The sequence below is a fragment of the Streptomyces sp. NPDC127092 genome (genome assembly GCF_042722475.1).
GTDB lineage: Bacteria > Actinomycetota > Actinomycetes > Streptomycetales > Streptomycetaceae > Streptomyces.
Map to the genome: position 1 here is coordinate 1 of NZ_JBHXFE010000016.1, position 18,521 is coordinate 18,521.

The window sequence follows — 18,521 nt, forward strand, 5'->3', positions numbered from 1 at the left end:
CGGTCGAGGGGCGCGCCGCTGTGTGTCGCCGTGCCAGGGGCGGCGGCAGGAGCGGCGCCGCCGCCGGCCGGAGCGGGCGCCGGGCGCGGTCGCGGCGCGGCCGTACGGTCCTGCTCGCCACCCTCGGCTTCGTGCTCGCTGCCGGTTCGCTGAGCATGGCCAAGCTGGCCCTCGAACCTCCGCAGGACGGCGGCCCCGCCACCGCCGTCGAGCAGGAGGACGCCGTCGAGGTGCCCCTCGACCCGGAGCAGCCGACGCCCTCCGAGAGCGGTCGTCCCGACGGCCCGGGGCCGGTCGAGTCCGGCACGGCGCGCCCGACGACCACGCCCCACCCGGCACGCGGCTCCGGCCGCGACGGCGGCACGGGCGAGGGCACGGGAACCGGTACGGGTACGGGGACGGGGAGCGGTTCCGGTACGGGCCCCGGCTCCGGGTCCGGCGACGGCGCGGGCGACGGGCCGGGACCCTCTCCGAGGGCGACGACCGGCGCCCCCACGGCTCCCTCCGGCACGCCCGGCGGCACGGCCACGCCCACGGGGAGCGGTTCGGCACCGGCGCCGTCGTCCACCGCGCCGGCCCCCACCACCACGCCCAGCCCGGAACCGTCGTGCAACTGGTTCCTCTGGTGGTGCGTCTAGGCCAGGCCTCAGGGCGGTGCGGGCGGGCGCTTACGCGCCGGCGGTCGGCGCCGTCGGCTCGCCCAGCATGCGCTTCAGCAGGTCGCGCAGCAGCGTGCGCTCCACCTCGGTGAGCTCGCCCAGCGGCTCCCGGGCGAAATGCAGGGAGTCGCGCAGACGGCGGGCCGTCTCGCGGCCCTCGTCGGTGGGCGCGGCCACCTTGACGCGGCGGTCGGCCGGGTCGGGCCGGCGCTCCACCAGGCCGCGGGATTCCAGCCGGTCGATGATCCCGGTGATGTTCGAGGGCTCGCACTTGAGCTGCTCGGCGATCTTCCGCATGGGCGTGGGTTCCAGGGCGAGCAGCCCGAGGACCCGGGCCTGCGCCCCGGTGAGGGCGTGCGCGGCCGCGGCCTCCTCGTACTCCTCGTGGTAGCGGGCCACGACCGAGCCGATGAGTTCCACGACCTCGCGGGTCAGGGGGTCCGTGCGTGAGGTGGGCATGGGCACCATCGTACTCCGATACTTGACAACCTGAAATATCCAGGCGCATGGTTGTTTCAGGTAGTGAAACTTTCTCAGGAGGCACCGCAGATGTCCGTACTCCCCGCGTCCAGCCGTGAGTGGCACCTCGTCGCCCGCCCGCACGGCTGGCCCGTCCCCGCGGACTTCGCGCTCCGCGAGAAGCCGGTCGCCGAGCCGGCCGAGGGCCGCATCCTCGTGCGCAACCTGCACTTCTCGGTGGACCCGTACATGCGCGGCCGGATGAACGACGTGAAGTCGTACATCCCGCCCTTCCAGCTGGACCACCCGATGGACGGTGGCGCGGTCGGCGAGGTCGTCGCCTCCAACGCCGAGGGCTTCGCGGTCGGCGACCACGTGCTGCACGGCCTCGGCTGGCGGGAGTACGCGGACGTGCCCGCCCAGCACGCCACCAAGGTCGACCCGGAGCTCGCCCCGCTCTCCACCTACCTCGGCGTGCTCGGCATGCCGGGCCTCACCGCCTACGCCGGTCTCTTCGAGGTCGCCTCCTTCAAGGAGGGCGACGCCGTGTTCGTCTCCGGCGCGGCCGGTGCCGTCGGCAGCCAGGTCGGCCAGATGGCCCGGCTCAAGGGCGCCTCCCGGGTCATCGGCTCGGCCGGCTCGGACGAGAAGGTGAAGTGGCTGGTCGAGGAGCTCGGCTTCGACGCCGCCTTCAACTACAAGAACGGCCCGGTCAAGGACCAGCTGCGCGAGGCCGCCCCGGACGGCATCGACGTCTACTTCGACAACGTCGGCGGCGACCACCTGGAGGCCGCCATCTCCTCGCTCAACGTGCACGGCCGCGCCACCATCTGCGGCATGATCGCCCAGTACAACGACACGGAGCCGGTCCCCGGCCCGCGCAACATGGCCATGATCATCGGCAAGCGCCTGCGCCTCCAGGGCATCCTCGTCGGCGACCACTACGGGCTGCAGCAGCAGTTCGTCCAGGAGGTCGGCGGCTGGCTGCGCTCCGGCGAGCTGAAGTACGGCGAGACCTTCGTCGAGGGCATCGAGAACGGCGTGGACGCCTTCCTCGGTCTGCTCCGCGGCGACAACACCGGAAAGATGATCGTTTCCGCGACCCGTTAGTCTTCCCTCAGCCGTCGCGATCGTGGGCGCGAGTCGCGGCGAACCGCAGAAGGAAGACAACAGCATGTCGATCACGCAGTCCGACGTCCTGTACACCGCCGTCGCCACCGCCGAGAACGGTCGCGACGGCCGGGTCGCCACCGACGACGGTCAGCTCGACGTCGTCGTCAACCCGCCCAAGGCCATGGGCGGCTCCGGCGCCGGCACCAACCCCGAGCAGCTCTTCGCCGCCGGCTACAGCGCCTGCTTCCAGGGCGCGCTCGGCGTCGTGGCCCGCAACGAGAACGCCGACATCTCCGGCTCGACGGTCACCGCCGAGGTGGGCATCGGCAAGAACGACGAGGGCTTCGGCATCATCGTCAAGATCTCGGCGACCATCCCGAACGTGGACGCCGAGACCGCCAAGGGTCTGATCGAGAAGGCCCACCAGGTCTGCCCGTACTCCAAGGCGACCCGCGGCAACATCACGGTCGAGCTGGCCGTCTGAGTTAGACGCCGGGGGCTTCGGCCCGCAGACTGAAGAGGGGCCGTACCCTGACCGACCAGGGTGCGGTCCTTCGCCGTACCGGCCGGGCCACCACTAGGGTGATCGCCATGCGTGATTTCGGGGTGGGCTTCGGTTATCTGCTGCGCGGCCAGAAGTGGGTCGCCGGCCACGGACGCTGGTTCGGTTTCGGGCTGCTGCCCGGTCTCGTCACCTTCGTCCTCTATGTGGGCGCGCTCGTCGGCCTCTTCTACGGCGCCGACGACCTGACGTCCTGGGCGACGCCCTTCGCCGACGACTGGGGCTCGCCCTGGCAGGGCCTGCTCCGCGGCACCCTGACCTTCCTGGTCTTCGCGCTCGGACTGTTCCTCGCCGTGATCACCTTCACCGCCGTCACGCTCCTCATCGGGCAGCCCTTCTACGAGTCGCTCTCCGAGGCCGTCGACCGCAGCGAGAGCGGCGAGGCCCCCGAGTCCGGGCTGCCGCTCTGGCGCGAACTGTGGATCTCCGCCCGCGACAGCGTCCGGGTCCTGCTGCGCGTCGCGTTCTACGGCATCCTGCTCTTCGCGGCCGGCTTCATCCCCGTCGTCGGGCAGACCGTGGTCCCCGCGATCGGCTTCGCCGTCTCCGGCTTCTTCCTCACCGAGGAGCTCACGGCGGTGGCGCTCCAGCGCCGCCGCGTCGAGTTCAAGCAGCGGCTCGCCCTGCTGCGCGGCCGCCGCATGGCCGCCCTCGGCTTCGGCGTCCCCCTCACCCTCGCCTTCCTCGTCCCCTTCGTCGCCGTCCTGCTGATGCCGGGCGCGGTCGCCGGCGCCACCCTGATGGCCCGCGAGCTGAACGGCGAGACGGCGGACCCGGACGAGGACGCCCACACGAACGCGCCCACGAACGAGCACGAGCACGGCGGCGCGGGCCAGGGCCCGGCCCAGCGCTCGGGTCCGGCCGCTCCGGCCGGACACCTCACGCCCGCCGCGGCCCCGAAGCCGTACCGCCGGGGGTGACCGGACCGGTCTCCTAGGCGGCGATCACCGCCTGCGCGCGGTCGCGCAGCCCCAGCGTGGCCAGGACCCGGGAGACACGCGTCGTGTCCGCCCGGCATCCAGGGTGCGCCGCGGGCCGTTCGCCTCCCGGAGCGGTGCGGCGCCCCGATGCGCCGGGGCCACCGGTCCGCCCGCTCAGTCCAGGACCGGGTGCAGCTCCGGGCGGGCCTCCCACCACGTCCGGTGGAAGGCGTTGACGGGCACGTTGTCCAGGTACGCGAGCCCCGCCGCCCGGTACAGGTGCGCGGCCCGCCGCCCGGAGACGGCGGCCCGGTTCCACGCGAGCCGGATGCGGCCGGTGAGCGGGTCGCCGGCCAGCGGGCGCAGCACGGTGCCCTCGGCGGGCGGCGCCGTCGGCTGGCTCACCGAGATCGCCCGGCCCGCCGCGATCAGGTCGTAGTGCATCTTCCGGTCGGCGATCCGGTAGCGCAGCGTCGGGGTGAAGCCGGCCTTCCGGCAGGCGCCGACCAGTGCCTCAGGGCCGCCGTCGTCGTCCTCCACCATGGTCATCCAGGTCTCTCCCGCGAGCTCCGCGAGGTCGATCCGCTCGCGCCCGGCCAGCGGGTGTGCCGCCGACATGCGGACGCAGAACGGTTCCTTCGGTACGAGGGTGCGGGCCGCCACGCCGTCGGGCAGCGGCACCTCGTGGTCGCCGACCTCGCCGTACACGATCGCGTCGTACTGTCCGGCGCCGAGCATCCGGCTGAGCGTGGTCACCGAGTGCTCGATGCCGATCTCGACCTCCAGGCCCGCGAGTTCCTCCTCGAGGCGACCGATCAGCCGGTCCATCAGGACCAGCAGGATGCAGCCGAGCCGCAGCGTCGGGTGGGGTGCGGCGGCGCGGGCGCCGGCCGCCAGGGCGTCCATCTCGCCGAGCACGCGGCGGGCCCTGGACAGCACGAACTCGCCCAGCGGCGTGGGCTCGACGCCGTGCCTGCCGCGGACGAACAGCTCCCCGCCCGCGGCCCGCTCGATCCGCCGCAGCTGCGCGGAGAGGGCCGGCTGGGACACGCCGAGCCGGGCCGCCGCGCGGCCCAGACTGCCCGCTTCCGCAATGCGGCAGACGGCTTCGAGATGTCTCAACTCCAGCTGCATTTCAGCAGGGTAAGCAGCGCGTCGGGGCGGAGGGCCGGGTTCGGCATAACGCGGGTCTTATGCCGGGTGGGATGTCCCCGACTTGCCATGTCCATGCACATACTCGGCGCGTCCCACCGTCTCCCCCCACCCGAACGGAGCAGACGTGCACCCCACCAGACTCACCGCGGCCCTGGCGGCGCTCGCGCTGACGGCGAGCCTCGCGGGCACCCTCGCGGGCACCGCCACCGCGGCCACCGGCGGACCGTCGCAGCCCGTACCGCCCGGGCACGGCAGGTCCCTCGCGCTCGCCGCCGCCGACCAGGCCGCCGCCAGCGGACTCGACGGGCTGCGCCACGGCAGCGACGAGGAACTCGTCCGCACCGCCGTCACCCCGTGGACCGGCGGCCTCTACTACGCCGCCTACGAGCGCACCTACAAGGGCCTGCCGGTCACCGGCGGCGACGCCGTCGTCCTCTCCGACAGCGCCGGCAAGGTCCGTCACGTCGCCGCCGCGCCCGCCCCGGCCATCAGGCTGTCCACCAGGGCCGCCGTCGGCGAGGCCGCCGCCCTCGCCACCGCCCGCGCGCAGCTCGCGGACGTCGAGAGCGCGAGCACGCCCGAACTCACCGTGCTGCTCAAGGGGAACAAGCCCGTCCTCACCTGGCACACCCTGGTCGTCGGCCGCACCGCCCAGGACCTGCCGAGCTCCCTCGACAGCTACGTCGACGCCCGCACCGGCAAGGTCACCCAGGTCACCGACAAGGTCAGGCACGCCGAGGGCCGCGGCTACCACAACGGCAACGTCACCATCGACACCGCCGCGAGCTCGATGACCGACCCCAACCGCTCCGGCTTCCGGTGCGGCGGCCAGAACGGCAGCGCCTACACCGGCACGCCGCCCTGGGGCAACGGCACCGCCAACGACCTCGTGACCGCCTGCGTCGACATCATGTACGCGGCCCAGCGCGAGTCCGACATGCTCAAGCAGTGGTTCGGCTACAACGGCATCAACGGCCAGGGCGGCATGGTCCCGGCCCGCGCCGGCCTCGGCGAGGTCAACGCGTACTACGACGGCACCAAGACCACGTACGGCCGCAACCAGAACGGCACCAACCAGCTCACCGGCATCGACGTCGTCGCCCACGAGTACGGTCACGAGATCTTCGACCGGACCCCGGGCAGCGCCGGCTCGTCCAACGAGAACGGCGGCATGAACGAGTCCACCGGCGACATATTCGGTGCGCTCACCGAGCACTTCGCCGCCAACCCCAACGACACCCCGGACTACACCGTCGGCGAGAAGCTGAACTTCCTCGGCGACAACAAGCCGATCCGCTACATGTACAACCCCTCGCTCGCCGGCGACCCCAACTGCTACCCGCAGCTGAACTCCGGCACCGAGGTGCACGCGGCGGCCGGCCCGCAGAACCACTGGTTCTACCTGCTGGCGGAGGGCTCCAACCCGGGCGGCGGCAAGCCGTCGAGCCCCATCTGTTCCGGCGGCCCGTCCTCCGTGACCGGCATCGGCGTGCAGAAGGCCGGCAAGATCTTCATGGGCGCGCTCCTGATGAAGACCTCCTCCTGGAACCACCTCGCCGCCCGCAAGGCGACCCTGGCCACCGCCAAGAACACCTACGGCAGCGCCGAGTGCAACGCCGTGAAGACCGCCTGGAACGCAATCGGCGTCCCCGCCCAGTCCGGCGAGACCGACTGCGGCGGCACCGGCACGCCGGACTTCTCGCTCGCCCTGAACCCGGCCGCGGGCTCCGTCCAGGCGGGTGCCTCGGTCACCTCCACGGTCAGCACGACCACCACCGGCGGCAGCGCGCAGACCGTGCAGCTCTCCGCGAGCGGCGCGCCGAGCGGCGTCACCGTCTCCTTCAGCCCCTCCTCGGTGACCTCCGGCAGCTCCTCGACGATGACCGTCCAGGTCGCGGCCGGCACCGCCAACGGCACCTACCCGATCACCGTCACCGGCAAGGGCTCCGCCACCCACACCGTCACCTACCAGCTGACGGTCGGCACGGACACCCCGCCGCCCACCGGCTGCGCGAACACGGAGTACACGTACGAGGGTTCGCTGAGCAGCGGCCAGGCCGAGGCCCAGCCGGACGGCTCGTACTACTACTCGGCGACCTCCGGCACCCACGTGGGCTGCCTGCGCGGCCCGGCCGGCGCCGACTTCGACCTCTACCTGCAGAAGTGGAACGGCTCCGGCTGGGCGGACGTGGCGGTCGGCGGCACGGCGAGCGCCGACGAGGACATCACCTACAACGGCACCGCGGGCTACTACCGCTACGTGGTGCACGCCTACAGCGGCTCCGGCGCCTACACGCTGGGCCTGAGCGCCCCGTAGGGAGTGGACAGCGCCCCGTAGGGGAGTTCTGAGCGCCCCTCACGGGGCGGGGGAGAGCCGTCACGGACAGGGGGTTCCGTGACGGCTCGGCCCTCAGCCGACGTCGGCGAGGACGAAGCCCGGCTTGTCCGGGCCCGCGTCCGCGATCCGCCCGCCGTCCGGGCCCCAGGCGCCGGCCATGCCGACCGCCACACCGTCCTCGTTGGGCCCGAGGGCGTTGCCCAGGACGACGTACAGACCGAAATCGCGGGCCCGCACCGGATAGACCGCGGCGAACGAGTCGTTGTCGGCGCCGAGCACCGAACTGGCCAGGTAGACCGAGCAGTCGTCGGCGGCGGCCCGCTCGGCGAGGTCCGGGAAGCGGTTGTCGTAACAGGTGGCGAGCGCGAAGCGGACCCCGTCGAGCTCGAAGCGCCCGTCGGCGGTGCCCGGCGCGAAGACCTCGGCCTCCACCCCGTACAGGTGCTGCTTGTCGTAGCGGGCGAGCAGCGAGCCGTCCGGGCCGATCACGAAGGAGGTGATCCCGGGGCGGCCGGCGGGCCGGTGGCCGGGTCCGTTGACCACGACCGCGGTGCCCGCCTCGCGGCACGCCTGCCGCAGCGGCTCCAGGCGCGCGTCGTCCTCGGTGAGCACCAGCTCGGGAGTGCGGCGGATCAGGCTCGGCTCGTAGCCGGTGAGGCAGAGCTCGGCGAAGACGACGAGCCGGGCCCCTTCGGCCCCGGCGGCGCGGACCAGGCCGGTGATGACGCGGACGTTGGCGGCGATGTCCCCGGCGACCGGGGCGAACTGCGAGGCGGCGACGATCATGGCCGCCATCATCCCGTGTCTCCTTGTAAGGATCAATACCGCGTTGTGGGTGTTAGCTCCCGCGCGGTCTCGTGCAGCAGCCCCAGGAACGCCGTCGCCGCCACCGTCGGCACCGGCGGGGTCGCGGCGCAGATCCTGCGGTACGGCACGTCGTCCGGGTGGATCGTCACCAGCGTCACGTCCGGCCGCACGGACGCCGCCGCGAGCGCCGGTACGAGCGTGACGCCGAGCCCGGCCGCGACCGCGCCCAGCTTGGCGATCCAGTCGTGCGCGACCAGCCCGGTGCGCGGGCGCAGTCCGGCCGTGACCGCCGGCCGGAACAGCGTGTCCTCCAGCCGCTCGTTGCCGACGATCCACTCCTCGTCGGCCAGCTCCGCGAGCCGCACGTCGCGCCGTCCCGCGTACGGATGCCCGCGTTCGAGCGCCACCAGCATCGGCTCGTCCAGGAGGTGATGGAGCGTCACGCCCTCCGGTGCGGGGCCGTCCGCGGCCGGACTGACCACGGCCAGGTCCTCCTCGCCGGCCGAGACGAGGCCCAGGTGCTTCACCGACGGGCCCTCGACCCTGGTCACCACGACGCCCGGATGGCGCACCCGGAAGGCGGCCTGCGCGCGCGGGACGAGCGCCGCGCCCGCGCTGGAGAAGGCGCCGAGCCGCAGCAGCCCGCCGTCCAGCGTGCGCAGCGCCACCAGCTCGGCCCGGGCGCGGGCGAGCCGGTCCCGCACCGCCTCCGCGTGCGGCAGCAGCACCCGTCCCGCCTCGCTGAGCCGCACACCGCGCGGCAGCCGCTCGAACAGCACCGCGCCGGTCTCCTCCTCCAGGGCCTGGATCTGCCGGGACACCGCGGACTGGGTGTAGCCGAGGGCACGGGCGGCGGCGGTGAAGGAGCCCGCGCGGGCGACGGCGAGGAAGGCCTCGTACAGGCTCTGCGAGCCATGCGGAGTGGGCATGGCAGCCATGCTAGACATTCGCTTGTCGCATGGAAGGGCTCGCCCTAGCGTCGAGGGCATGCAGAACGAGAACGCGAACGAGACCGCCGGCGACAACGTCAACGAGACCGGCGGCGACCGCGCGAACGAGACCGCGAACGGCAACGAGCAGACGCGTCCCGCGCCCGCGCAGCCCGAGCCCGCTCAGCCCAGGCCCGGGCAGCCCGGGCACGGGCAGCCCGGGCCCGGGCAGCCCGGGCACGCCGCGCCGAAGATCGCCTTCCTCGGCCTCGGCAACATGGGCCTGCCCATGGCCCGCCGCCTCCTCGACGCCGGCCACCCGCTCACCGTCTGGAACCGCACGCCCGGCAAGGCCGACGCGCTCGTCGCCGACGGCGCCGTGCGCGCCGCGGACCCGGCCGGGGCCGTCGCCGACGCCGACGTCGTCATCACCATGCTGGCCGACCCGGCCGCCGCTCTCGCCGTCGCCGACACCATGATCCCGGCGCTGCGCCCCGGCACCCACTGGATCGACACCTCCACCATCGGCCCGGACACCGTGGCCGCGCTCGCCGCCCGGCTGCCCGAGGGCGTCACCCTCGTCGACGCGCCCGTCATGGGCAGCGTCGACCGGGCCGCCACCGGCGAGCTGCTCATCTTCGCGGGCGGCGACACCGCCCCGGTCGCGGACGTCCTCGACCGGCTCGGCACCGTCACGCCGTGCGGCGGCCCCGGCACCGGCGCCGCCCTGAAGCTCGTCCTCATCAACGCCGTCATCGGCGGGGTCGCGCTGATCGGGGAGGCCCTGACCCTCGCGGACTCCCTCGGCCTGCCCCGCGACCTGGCCCTGCGCACCCTCGGCGCGGGCCCGCTGGCCGGTGCCGTCGGCCGCGCCACGGCGACCGGCGTCCACTTCCCGGTCGCGCTCGCCGCCAAGGACGTGGCCCTGGCGACCGGCGCGACCGCGGCGAAGCTGCCGGTCCTGGAGGCCGTGCACGCCGCCCTGACCGCCGACCCGTCCCTCGCGGGCGAGGACCTGGCGGCGATCGCGCGCTAGCAGGCGTCCCCCGGGCTCGGGCGTGGCGCGCGGCGGCGCCGAACGAGTGGACTCGCCGGGGCGCGGACCGGGCGGTGTGCGGTCCGCGCCCGACCCGGTGCTGATCTGGCCGTCCGAGGTCGAGTCCGACTACGAGTGCGCGCCCGGGCGGCAACCGGTCCGGGCCCGCGACCTGGAAGAGGCGCCCCCACCATGCGACGTACCCCTCACCGCCGGCTGCTCGCCGCGACGTTGCTCGCCACCGCCGTCCTCGCTCCGATGGCGACGGTCCCCCTCACGCCCGTCCACGCCGCACCGGCCCCGCGCGCGGGCACGGGCCCGCACCACGGCGACGACTGCCCGCCCGGCGGCCTCGGCCCCCAGCTGACCGCCAGGCTCGACAGGACGATCGAGGACGTCCGCGTGCAGGCCGGCATCCCCGGCCTCGTCGTCGGCGTGTGGATGCCCGGCAAGGGCTGCTACGTCCGGGCGACCGGCGTCGCCGACAAGGCCACCGGCCGGCCGATGTTCACCGACACCTACGTCCGGATCGGCAGCGAGACGAAGACCTTCACGGTCACCGCGCTGCTCGAACTCGTCGACGACGGCAAGGTGAAGCTGGACGACCCGATCGACACGTACGTCCGCGGCGTCCCGAACGGCGACAGGATCACGCTGCGCCACCTCGCCGAGATGCGCAGCGGGCTGTTCCCGTACACCTCCGACCCCGACTTCATCCACGACCTCCTGAGCGAGCCGAAGCGCGCCTTCAACCCGTGGGAGGTGCTCTCCTACGGCTACCGGCACGCCAACACCTTCGAGCCCGGCGCGAAGTTCGAGTACTGCAACTCCAACCTGGTCCTGCTCGGCCTGGTGGTCGAGAAGGTGACCGGCCGGCGGCTCGCCGACGTCATCCACGACCGCGTGGTCCGGCCGGGCGGCCTGCGCCACAGCTTCCTGCCGAAGGGCGCCGAGTTCCCCGAGCCGCACGCGCACGGCTACAGCGACCAGACGCTCACCGGCGCCGTCGCCGACACCACGGACTGGAACCCCAGCTGGGCCTGGGCGGCCGGCGGGATGATCTCGAACCTCGAGGACCTGCGCCGCTGGGCCCCGGTCCTCGCCACCGGAAAGCTGCTGAGCCCCGAGACGCAGGCCCAGCGGCTCAAGACGCTCCCCACCGGCTTCCCCGGCACCGGCTACGGCCTCGGCATCCTGAACACCAACGGCTGGATCGGGCACAACGGCTCCCTGCCCGGCTACGAGACCGTGACCGTCTACCTGCCCTCGCAGAAGGCGACCCTGGTCCTCATCCTCAACACGGACTCCCTCGTCGACGGCCAGGAGCCCTCGACCCTCGTCGCCCGCGCGGTCACGTCCGTCATCACCCCGAAGAACGTCTACGCGGGCGGGATCACCCCGCGCCGGACACAGCGTCAGGCGCGGCCCTAGGCCACGGAAAACCCCATGTGCCCGCCGGGTGAGGAAAGTTAGGCTCGCCCGCAGTGGTTCCGCGCGTGGGACCACAGGGCGCGGGGCCGTGGCAGAGCGGTCGATTGCAGTCCCGGGCGGAGGAGGTTCCCGAAGCCCGGGCCGAGGGGCCGGTCGCCGGACCTGGCGGCCGGCCGCGCGGGTTCGAATTCCGTCGGCCCCGCGCCCGACCCGTCAGTCCTCGTTCTTCCGCCCGTTCCCGGGCTGCCCGCCGGTCTCGTGCCCGGCAGGCGCCCCGTCCGCCCCCAGCAGGCGCAGGAAGTCCCGGAAGGCGGCCGGCATGTCCACCGCGCCCGGGTCGAGCAGCCACTGGAACTGCAGGCCGTCCATCACTGCCGTGAGCAGCGGCGCGGCCCGTTCCGGGCTGAGGCCGCCGGGCAGTTCGTCGCCGAACTCGGCGCGCAGCACGTCCGCCATGTTCTCCCGCACCTGTGTGTAGCGCTCGGTGAAGAAGGTCCGGGCCGGGTGGTCCTCGGTGACGCTCTCGCCGAGCAGGGCGGAGAAGGTCTGCACGATGCCCGGGCGCATCGCGTTGTACTCGACCAGCGACTCCATGAGGTCGAGCCGCCAGCGCTCGCGGTCCCGGCCGCCGCTGGTGTCCCAGCGGTCGCGCTCCTCCAGGACGGCGACGAGCAGCGCCTCCTTGGTGGGGAAGTAGTGCAGCAGGCCCTGCTGGGTCAGCCCGACCCGCTCGGCGACGGCGCCGAGGGACGCGCCCCGGTAGCCGCGCTCGGCGATCACCTCGAGGGCGGCGCGGACGATCTCCGCCTTGCGCTCCTCGCTCCTGGACCGCGCCATGGCCTCGTCCCCCTTCCGGTCGTGACGTGTCTGCGTACGCCGCTGTCGACAGGACCGTACGCCATTCCGCAGATAACGAAACGCTAACGTAACCTACCGATCTACAGGTAGGCGGGTCACCATGGCCGCACAAGGCTCATCACGAGGAGGTACGGCCATGGCGGAGACGACCGCTGACACCGCGGACACCGTGCGCGAGGCAGCCGTCGAGGCGGCCCTCGGCAAGCTCGACCTGGACGCCAAGACGCGGCTGCTCGCCGGCCAGGACATGTGGTCGCTGCCCGCCCTGCCCGAGATCGGCCTGGCCTCGCTGGTCATGTCCGACGGCCCCATCGGCGTCCGCGGCGTCCGCTGGACCGCCGACGACCCGTCGATCGCCCTGCCGTCCCCGACCGCGCTCGCCGCCTCCTGGGACCCGGCCCTCGCCCGCCGGGCCGGCCGGCTGCTGGCCCAGGAGGCCCGCCGCAAGGGCGTCCACGTCCTCCTCGCGCCCACCGTCAACCTCCACCGCACCCCGCTCGGCGGCCGCCACTTCGAGGCGTACAGCGAGGACCCCTTCCTCACCGGCGCCATCGGCACCGGCTACGTCCAGGGCGTCCAGGACGGCGGCGTCGGCACCACCGTCAAGCACTTCGTCGGCAACGACGCCGAGACCGACCGCTTCACCGTCGACAACCGGATCGCGCCGCGCCCGCTGCGCGAGCTCTACCTCGCCCCCTTCGAGGCCATCGTCAGGAACGCCCACCCCTGGGGCATCATGACCGCCTACAACCAGGTCAACGGCACGACCATGACCGAGCACCGGTACCTCGTGAACGAGGTGCTGCGCGGCGAGTGGGGCTTCGACGGCTACAACGTCTCCGACTGGATGGCCGCCCGCTCCACCAAGGGCGACATCGACGGCGGCCTCGACGTCGCCATGCCCGGCCCGCAGACCGTCTACGGCGAGGCGCTCGCCGCCGCCGTACGGGCCGGCGAGGTCGACGAGTCCGCCGTCGACACCGCCGTGCGCAACGTGCTCCGGCTCGCCGCCCGCGTCGGCGCGCTCGACGGCGCCCCGGCCGTCGTCACCGAGGTCCCCGAGACCATCGACGGGAACGCCCTCGCCCGCGAGACGGCCCGCCGCGGCTTCGTCCTCGTACGGAACGAGGGCGGGACCCTTCCGCTCGCCGCCGGCACCACCGTCGCCCTGTCCGGCGCCGCCGCCCGCGACGCCCGGGTCCTCGGCGGCGGCTCCGCCCAGGTCTTCCCCGACCACGTCGTCTCCCCGCTCGACGGCCTCACCGCCGCCCTCCCCGACGGGGCGCTCTCGTACGCGGTCGGCGCCGACCCCAGCGACGAACTCGCCCCCGCCGGCTCCATCTCGCCCGGGTTCACCCTCCGCGCGGTCTGCCGCGACGCCGCCGGGAACGTCCTCGGCGAGGGCAGCCTGCCCAACGGCCAGGTCCAGTGGATCGGCGACGACCTCCCGGCCGGCGTCACCCACGAGAACCTCGCCTCCATCGAGGTCGTCGGCACCTTCACCCCGCGCGAGAGCGGCGAGCACTCCTTCGGCACCCGCGGCCTCGGCGCGTACACCCTCACCGTCGCCGGTCGCACCCTCTTCGCCGGCGTGCAGGCCATGGGCCCCGAGACCGACCCCTTCGAGGCCTTCTTCGGCTCGCCCGTCGAGCGCGGCAAGGTCGCCCTCACGGCCGGCGAGACCGTCGAGGTGTCCCTGCTCCACACCCTCGACAAGGAGTTCGCGGCGCCGCTCCCGGCCGTCATGTTCTCCCTCGTCCACCTCGGGCCGCGCCGCGACCCCGACGAACTGATCGCCGAAGCCGTCGCCGCCGCCCGCGCCGCCGACACCGCCGTCGTGGTCGTCGCCACCACCGAGCGCGTCGAGTCCGAGGGCTTCGACCGCAAGGACCTCGCCCTGCCCGGCCGCCAGGACGACCTGGTCCGCGCCGTCGCCGCCGCCAACCCGAACACCGTGGTCGTCGTCAACGCCGGCTCCCCGGTCGAGATGCCCTGGCGCGAGGACGTCGCCGCGGTCCTGCTCAGCTGGTTCCCCGGGCAGGAGGGCGGCGCCGCGCTCGCCGACGTCCTCACCGGCGCCGAGGAGCCCGGCGGGCGCCTGCCCACCACCTGGCCCGTCGCCCTCGCCGACGTCCCGGTCACCGAGGTCACCCCGGTCGACGGCGCACTCCACTACGCCGAGGGCGTGTTCATCGGCTACCGCGCCTGGGACAGGGCCGGCGCCGTCCCCGCGTACCCCTTCGGCCACGGCCTCGGCTACACCACCTGGACCTACGAGTCCCTCGCCGTCACCCCGGAGTCCGCGACCGTCCGCCTCACCAACACCGGCGGGCGCACCGGCCGCGAGGTCGTCCAGATCTACCTCGCGCCCACCGAGGACCGGGCCGAGCGCCCGGCCCGCTGGCTGGCCGGCTTCGCCAGCGTCGAGGCCGGCGCCGGCGAGAGCGTCGAGGTCACGATCGAACTGCCGCGCCGCGCCTTCGAGATCTGGGACGAGCAGCGGAACGGCTGGACCGTCGTCCCCGGGGCGTACGAGGTCCTGGCCGCCCACTCCCTGGCGGACGCCCGCCTGACCGCGGCGCTGGAGATCTGACGGCGCCCGCCGCCAAGAGCCGCCCCGGAGCGGAACCTGACAGCCGCTCCGGGGCCCGGGGGCATCCCGCCGCCCTACTTCCTGCTGATCTCCCGGTATGCGATCTCCGCCAGCCGGGCCTGGCCGTTCCTGCTCGGATGGAAGAAGTCCCACGGGCTCAGCTGGGCCTGACCGAAGGCGAAGCCGAAGACCGCGCCACCGTCGTAGCGGCAGCGGGCGTCCTTCGCGCACACCTCGCGCAGCACCTCGTTGTACGCCACCACCCGGTCGCGGACCCGGGTCCGGCGCTCCTCGGCCGCGGCCCCCAGGTCCTCGGCGTCCGCCAGCATCGAGCCGCAGATGCCCAGCTTCCAGACCTGACGGCCCATCGGGCTGACCCGGCCGGTCTCCCACAGCCGCCGCAGGTCGGGCACGCTCGACACGTACACCTGCGCCTTCGGCGCACCGGCCCGCAGCTGGGCGAGCGCCGTCGTGAAGGAGGCGCGGAAGTCCTCCACCGGGGTCATCTCCGTCACCCGGTCCCGGCAGGCGTCGTTCGCGCCCATCATCACCGTCACCAGCTCCGGGCGTTCGGCCGCTGCCGCGGTCATCTGGTCCGGCAGGTCCGCCATCCGGGCCCCGCTGCGGGCCAGGTTCCAGCTGCGGCCGGCCACCTTCTCCGGCCCGAGCAGCCGCAGCGCGAGGCTGTTGACCGCCGCGTCCGTGCCGGTCGCCCAGGACGCCTCGGGGCAGTCCGCGAGGAGCGCACAGGCGTCGAAGGCGCGGGTGACGGAGTCGCCGACGGCGGCGAGCGAACCGGGCGAGGCGTTCCAGACGGGCGTCGGTGCCGGCCGCGGCTTCGGGGCGGCCGCCTCCACCCGGCCGCCGCCCGAGCAGCCCGCCGGGGTCGGGGGCGCGCACAGCGCGCCCGCCGCGGCGGCAGCCCGGAATCGTCGTCGCCCGCGCATCCCGGCGGCCCCTCCTCGGCGTCCTCGCGAGTGAAAGCTTCGTGTCCACCCGCCCCCGACCGACCGTACGTCACCCCGACGCGGGCGCGGCACGGTAGCTTTTCCCCCGTCGAACCAGAGGCGCCCCTGCCGATCGGCTCCGGTAAATTACATCACGTCACATGCTGTCCCCTTTTTGGGGGTTTGCGAAGCTCATTCTTCGTGATGTTGTTTACTGAGGCCGCTGGGAAAAGGCGAACCTCGTCCCACACTGGAGGTCCCGGTGACGACACGTGGAGTCCTGTACGTTCACTCCGCACCGCGCGCGCTCTGCCCGCACGTCGAATGGGCGGTCGCGGGCGTGCTCGGTGCGAGGGTCCAGCTCGACTGGATCCGTCAGCCCGCGTCCCCGGGCACCTGGAGAGCCGAGTTCTCCTGGCAGGGCGAGACCGGCACCGCCTCCAAACTCGCCTCCGCGCTGCGCGGCTGGCAGATGCTCCGCTTCGAGGTGACCGCCGAGCCCTGCGCCACCGCGGAGGGCGAGCGCTACAGCGCCACGCCCGACCTCGGCATCTTCCACGCCGTCACCGGCATCCACGGCGACATCCTGATCCCCGAGGACCGGCTGCGCGCCGCCCTGGCCCGCGCCGCGCAGGGCGAGACGGTCCTGGAGGCCGAGATCGCGAAGCTGCTCGGCAAACCCTGGGACGACGAACTGGAGCCCTTCCGCTACGCGGGCGAGGGCGCACCCGTCCGCTGGCTCCACCAGGTGGTCTGACTCCTCGCCGCGCCCCTAGGCCGTCTCTTCCGGATCTTGGCCGGGTCCGCGACGCCTGGCACGGCACCTCGCCGCGTTGCCGAAACGCCCCGATAGCTCCGCTATCGCGACGCTCCGGCGCCTTGCGAGGCACCGCACCAGACGCCGCGGCCTATCCGGCCCTGATCCGAAAGAAACGGCCTCGCACCGCACGCCGCCGGGGGCGCCTCACGGGCTTCGGCCCGCCGCGCCGGCCTCCCCGGCCGACGGCGGTGGGCGCGGCGGGCGACGACACGCGTGAGGCCCCCTGCCGGGACGTTCCGGCAGGGGGCCTCACACATGTTGTGACGACGGATCAGACCGAACGGAAGGCCAGCACCACGTTGTGGCCGCCGAAGCCGAAGCTGTTGTTGATCGCGGCGATGGTGCCCTGCGGCAGCTCGCGCGGCTCGTCGCGGACGATGTCGGCGTCGACCTCCGGGTCGAGGTCGTCGACGTTGATGGTCGGCGGCGCCACCCGGTGGTGCAGGGCGAGGACCGTGGCGACGGTCTCGATGCCGCCCGCGCCGCCCAGGAGGTGACCGGTCATCGACTTGGTCGCGGAGATCGCGACATGGCCGAGGTCGTCGCCCAGGACCTTCCGCAGCGCCTTGATCTCGGCGACGTCGCCCTGCGGCGTCGACGTGGCGTGCGCGTTGAGGTGGACGACCTCGGAGGGCTTCAGGTCCGAGGCGTCGAGCAGGTTCTGCAGCGCCTCCGCGATGCCACGGCCGGTCGGCTCGGGCTGCGCGATGTGGTGGCTGTCGGCCGACAGGCCCTGGCCCAGCGCCTCGCAGTAGATCCGCGCGCCGCGCGCCTTCGCGTGCTCCTCGGACTCGAGCACGATCACGCCCGCGCCCTCGCCCAGGACGAAGCCGTCACGGGCCTTGTCGTAGGGGCGGGAGGCCTTCTCGGGCTCCTCGTTGCTCTTGGACATCGCCATCATGTTGGCGAAGGCCGCGATCGGCAGCGGGTGGATCGCCGCCTCGGTGCCGCCGGCGACGACCACGTCGGCACGGCCGGTGCGGATCATCTCGATGGCGTAGCCGATGGCCTCGGCGCCCGACGCGCACGCGGACACGGGGGTGTGGACGCCGGCGCGGGCGTTCACCTCCAGGCCGACGTTGGCGGAGGGGCTGTTGGGCATGAGCATCGGCACGGTGTGCGGGGAGACGCGGCGGACGCCGGACTCCTTCAGCACGTCGTACTGGTCGAGCAGGGTGGTGACACCGCCGATGCCGGAGGCGATGACGGAGCCGAGCCGCTCGGGAGCGATCTTGGCGTCCTCGCCGGCCGGGGCGGTGTAGCCCGCGTCGGCCCACGCCTCGCGGGCCGCGATCAGCGCGAACTGCGCCGAGCGGTCCAGCTTGCGGGCCTGCGGACGGGGGAGCACCTCGGACGGGTCGACGGCGATCTGCGCGGCGATCCGCACGGGCAGTTCCGCGAAGCGTTCGCCCTCGAGGGGCCGGACGCCGGAGCGTCCCGCGAGGAGGCCCTCCCAGGTGGAAGCGGAGTCGCCACCCAGCGGAGTGGTTGCGCCGATACCGGTGACGACCACGGTGCGATTGGTCGAGCTCACAGGAATTCTTTCTCCATGTGTGTGATGGTCGAAAAACGGCGCCACCGCTGGGTGGCGGACCGGGTCAGCCGAAGCGGGTCCGGCTGGGGCCGAATCAGCCCTGGTGCTTGAGGATGTAGTCGGTCGCGTCGCCGACGGTCTTGAGGTTCTTGACGTCCTCGTCCGGGATCTTGACGTCGAAGCGCTCTTCGGCGGCCACGACGACCTCGACCATGGACAGGGAGTCGACGTCCAGGTCGTCGGTGAAGGACTTGTCGAGCTCGACGTCCTCGACCGGGATGCCGGCGATCTCGTTCACGATCTCGGCGAGACCCTTGACGATCTCTTCCTGGGTGGCGGCCATGCTGGCGCTCCTTCTTG

At 73.4% G+C, this 18,521-nt stretch carries 17 protein-coding genes; 9 read left to right on the forward strand and 8 right to left on the reverse strand.

Annotated features, from left to right (window positions below; all coding sequences use genetic code 11):
* Positions 1-638 (forward strand): hypothetical protein (locus tag ACFWJO_RS15540; RefSeq protein WP_386865281.1); only part of this gene is annotated, 638 nt, incomplete at its 5' end.
* A 30-nt stretch (positions 639-668) separates the two neighbouring features.
* On the opposite strand, the gene ACFWJO_RS15545 is transcribed toward ACFWJO_RS15540, so the two are convergent.
* Positions 669-1,118, reverse strand: coding sequence for a MarR family winged helix-turn-helix transcriptional regulator (locus tag ACFWJO_RS15545; protein WP_386865283.1), 450 nt, complete (start codon positions 1,116-1,118; stop codon positions 669-671).
* A gap of 90 nt (positions 1,119-1,208) precedes the next feature.
* Between ACFWJO_RS15545 and ACFWJO_RS15550 the strand changes: the two genes are divergently transcribed.
* From ACFWJO_RS15550 to ACFWJO_RS15560, 3 genes are all read left to right on the forward strand, one after another.
* Positions 1,209-2,228, forward strand: coding sequence for an NADP-dependent oxidoreductase (locus ACFWJO_RS15550; RefSeq protein WP_386865285.1), 1,020 nt, complete (start codon positions 1,209-1,211; stop codon positions 2,226-2,228).
* Positions 2,229-2,292: 64 nt separating this feature from the next.
* Entirely contained in the window at positions 2,293-2,715 is a 423-nt protein-coding gene (locus ACFWJO_RS15555) for an organic hydroperoxide resistance protein (RefSeq protein ID WP_386865287.1), read from the forward strand.
* A 107-nt stretch (positions 2,716-2,822) separates the two neighbouring features.
* Positions 2,823-3,713 carry an EI24 domain-containing protein gene (locus tag ACFWJO_RS15560; protein WP_386865289.1) on the forward strand — a complete coding sequence of 297 codons (891 nt, stop codon included), beginning with the start codon at positions 2,823-2,825 and terminating at the stop codon, positions 3,711-3,713.
* A 174-nt stretch (positions 3,714-3,887) separates the two neighbouring features.
* Here the strand turns inward: ACFWJO_RS15560 and ACFWJO_RS15565 are convergent, their stop codons facing one another.
* On the reverse strand, positions 3,888-4,847 hold the full coding sequence (locus ACFWJO_RS15565; protein ID WP_386865291.1) for a LysR substrate-binding domain-containing protein: 960 nt from the start codon (positions 4,845-4,847) through the stop codon (positions 3,888-3,890).
* Between the two features lie 145 nt (positions 4,848-4,992).
* Between ACFWJO_RS15565 and ACFWJO_RS15570 the strand changes: the two genes are divergently transcribed.
* The gene (locus ACFWJO_RS15570) at positions 4,993-7,185 is read left to right on the forward strand and encodes a M4 family metallopeptidase (RefSeq protein WP_386865293.1); all 2,193 of its coding nucleotides are present in this window, start codon (positions 4,993-4,995) and stop codon (positions 7,183-7,185) included.
* A 93-nt stretch (positions 7,186-7,278) separates the two neighbouring features.
* Here ACFWJO_RS15570 and ACFWJO_RS15575 read toward each other — a convergent pair whose 3' ends face one another.
* Positions 7,279-8,004, reverse strand: a complete 726-nt coding sequence (locus ACFWJO_RS15575; RefSeq protein ID WP_386865295.1) for a carbon-nitrogen hydrolase family protein — start codon at positions 8,002-8,004, stop codon at positions 7,279-7,281.
* A gap of 20 nt (positions 8,005-8,024) precedes the next feature.
* On the reverse strand, positions 8,025-8,951 hold the full coding sequence (locus ACFWJO_RS15580) for a LysR family transcriptional regulator (protein ID WP_386865297.1): 927 nt from the start codon (positions 8,949-8,951) through the stop codon (positions 8,025-8,027).
* A 49-nt stretch (positions 8,952-9,000) separates the two neighbouring features.
* Between ACFWJO_RS15580 and ACFWJO_RS15585 the strand changes: the two genes are divergently transcribed.
* Positions 9,001-9,978 carry an NAD(P)-dependent oxidoreductase gene (locus ACFWJO_RS15585; protein WP_386865299.1) on the forward strand — a complete coding sequence of 326 codons (978 nt, stop codon included), beginning with the start codon at positions 9,001-9,003 and terminating at the stop codon, positions 9,976-9,978.
* A 192-nt stretch (positions 9,979-10,170) separates the two neighbouring features.
* Positions 10,171-11,409: a serine hydrolase domain-containing protein gene (locus tag ACFWJO_RS15590; RefSeq protein ID WP_386865301.1), complete on the forward strand. Its 1,239-nt coding sequence runs from the start codon at positions 10,171-10,173 to the stop codon at positions 11,407-11,409.
* Positions 11,410-11,622: 213 nt separating this feature from the next.
* On the opposite strand, the gene ACFWJO_RS15595 is transcribed toward ACFWJO_RS15590, so the two are convergent.
* A complete protein-coding gene (locus tag ACFWJO_RS15595) occupies positions 11,623-12,246 on the reverse strand; it encodes a TetR/AcrR family transcriptional regulator (protein ID WP_386865303.1) in 624 nt (207 codons plus the stop codon).
* 157 nt (positions 12,247-12,403) lie between these two features.
* On the opposite strand from ACFWJO_RS15595, the gene ACFWJO_RS15600 reads away from it, so the two are divergent.
* The gene (locus tag ACFWJO_RS15600) at positions 12,404-14,860 is read left to right on the forward strand and encodes a beta-glucosidase (RefSeq protein WP_386865305.1); all 2,457 of its coding nucleotides are present in this window, start codon (positions 12,404-12,406) and stop codon (positions 14,858-14,860) included.
* A 74-nt stretch (positions 14,861-14,934) separates the two neighbouring features.
* On the opposite strand, the gene ACFWJO_RS15605 is transcribed toward ACFWJO_RS15600, so the two are convergent.
* The gene (locus tag ACFWJO_RS15605) at positions 14,935-15,807 is read right to left on the reverse strand and encodes an SGNH/GDSL hydrolase family protein (protein WP_386865307.1); all 873 of its coding nucleotides are present in this window, start codon (positions 15,805-15,807) and stop codon (positions 14,935-14,937) included.
* A 262-nt stretch (positions 15,808-16,069) separates the two neighbouring features.
* On the opposite strand from ACFWJO_RS15605, the gene ACFWJO_RS15610 reads away from it, so the two are divergent.
* Complete coding sequence (locus tag ACFWJO_RS15610; RefSeq protein ID WP_384417401.1) at positions 16,070-16,564, forward strand: DUF3145 domain-containing protein; 495 nt, start codon at positions 16,070-16,072, stop codon at positions 16,562-16,564.
* Between the two features lie 334 nt (positions 16,565-16,898).
* On the opposite strand, the gene fabF is transcribed toward ACFWJO_RS15610, so the two are convergent.
* Positions 16,899-18,161, reverse strand: a complete 1,263-nt coding sequence (gene fabF, locus ACFWJO_RS15615) for a beta-ketoacyl-ACP synthase II (protein ID WP_386865310.1) — start codon at positions 18,159-18,161, stop codon at positions 16,899-16,901.
* 94 nt (positions 18,162-18,255) lie between these two features.
* Positions 18,256-18,504 carry an acyl carrier protein gene (locus tag ACFWJO_RS15620; RefSeq protein ID WP_386865312.1) on the reverse strand — a complete coding sequence of 83 codons (249 nt, stop codon included), beginning with the start codon at positions 18,502-18,504 and terminating at the stop codon, positions 18,256-18,258.
* Between the last annotated feature and the right edge of the window lie 17 nt (positions 18,505-18,521).

Coding starts and splice junctions, on each gene's coding strand:
- ACFWJO_RS15545 (WP_386865283.1), bottom strand. CDS start 1,118: ATGCCCACCTCACGCACGGACCCCCTGACCCGCGAGGTCGTGGAACTC.
- ACFWJO_RS15550 (WP_386865285.1), top strand. CDS start 1,209: ATGTCCGTACTCCCCGCGTCCAGCCGTGAGTGGCACCTCGTCGCCCGC.
- ACFWJO_RS15555 (WP_386865287.1), top strand. CDS start 2,293: ATGTCGATCACGCAGTCCGACGTCCTGTACACCGCCGTCGCCACCGCC.
- ACFWJO_RS15560 (WP_386865289.1), top strand. CDS start 2,823: ATGCGTGATTTCGGGGTGGGCTTCGGTTATCTGCTGCGCGGCCAGAAG.
- ACFWJO_RS15565 (WP_386865291.1), bottom strand. CDS start 4,847: ATGCAGCTGGAGTTGAGACATCTCGAAGCCGTCTGCCGCATTGCGGAA.
- ACFWJO_RS15575 (WP_386865295.1), bottom strand. CDS start 8,004: ATGATGGCGGCCATGATCGTCGCCGCCTCGCAGTTCGCCCCGGTCGCC.
- ACFWJO_RS15580 (WP_386865297.1), bottom strand. CDS start 8,951: ATGGCTGCCATGCCCACTCCGCATGGCTCGCAGAGCCTGTACGAGGCC.
- ACFWJO_RS15585 (WP_386865299.1), top strand. CDS start 9,001: ATGCAGAACGAGAACGCGAACGAGACCGCCGGCGACAACGTCAACGAG.
- ACFWJO_RS15590 (WP_386865301.1), top strand. CDS start 10,171: ATGCGACGTACCCCTCACCGCCGGCTGCTCGCCGCGACGTTGCTCGCC.
- ACFWJO_RS15595 (WP_386865303.1), bottom strand. CDS start 12,246: ATGGCGCGGTCCAGGAGCGAGGAGCGCAAGGCGGAGATCGTCCGCGCC.
- ACFWJO_RS15600 (WP_386865305.1), top strand. CDS start 12,404: ATGGCGGAGACGACCGCTGACACCGCGGACACCGTGCGCGAGGCAGCC.
- ACFWJO_RS15605 (WP_386865307.1), bottom strand. CDS start 15,807: ATGCGCGGGCGACGACGATTCCGGGCTGCCGCCGCGGCGGGCGCGCTG.
- ACFWJO_RS15620 (WP_386865312.1), bottom strand. CDS start 18,504: ATGGCCGCCACCCAGGAAGAGATCGTCAAGGGTCTCGCCGAGATCGTG.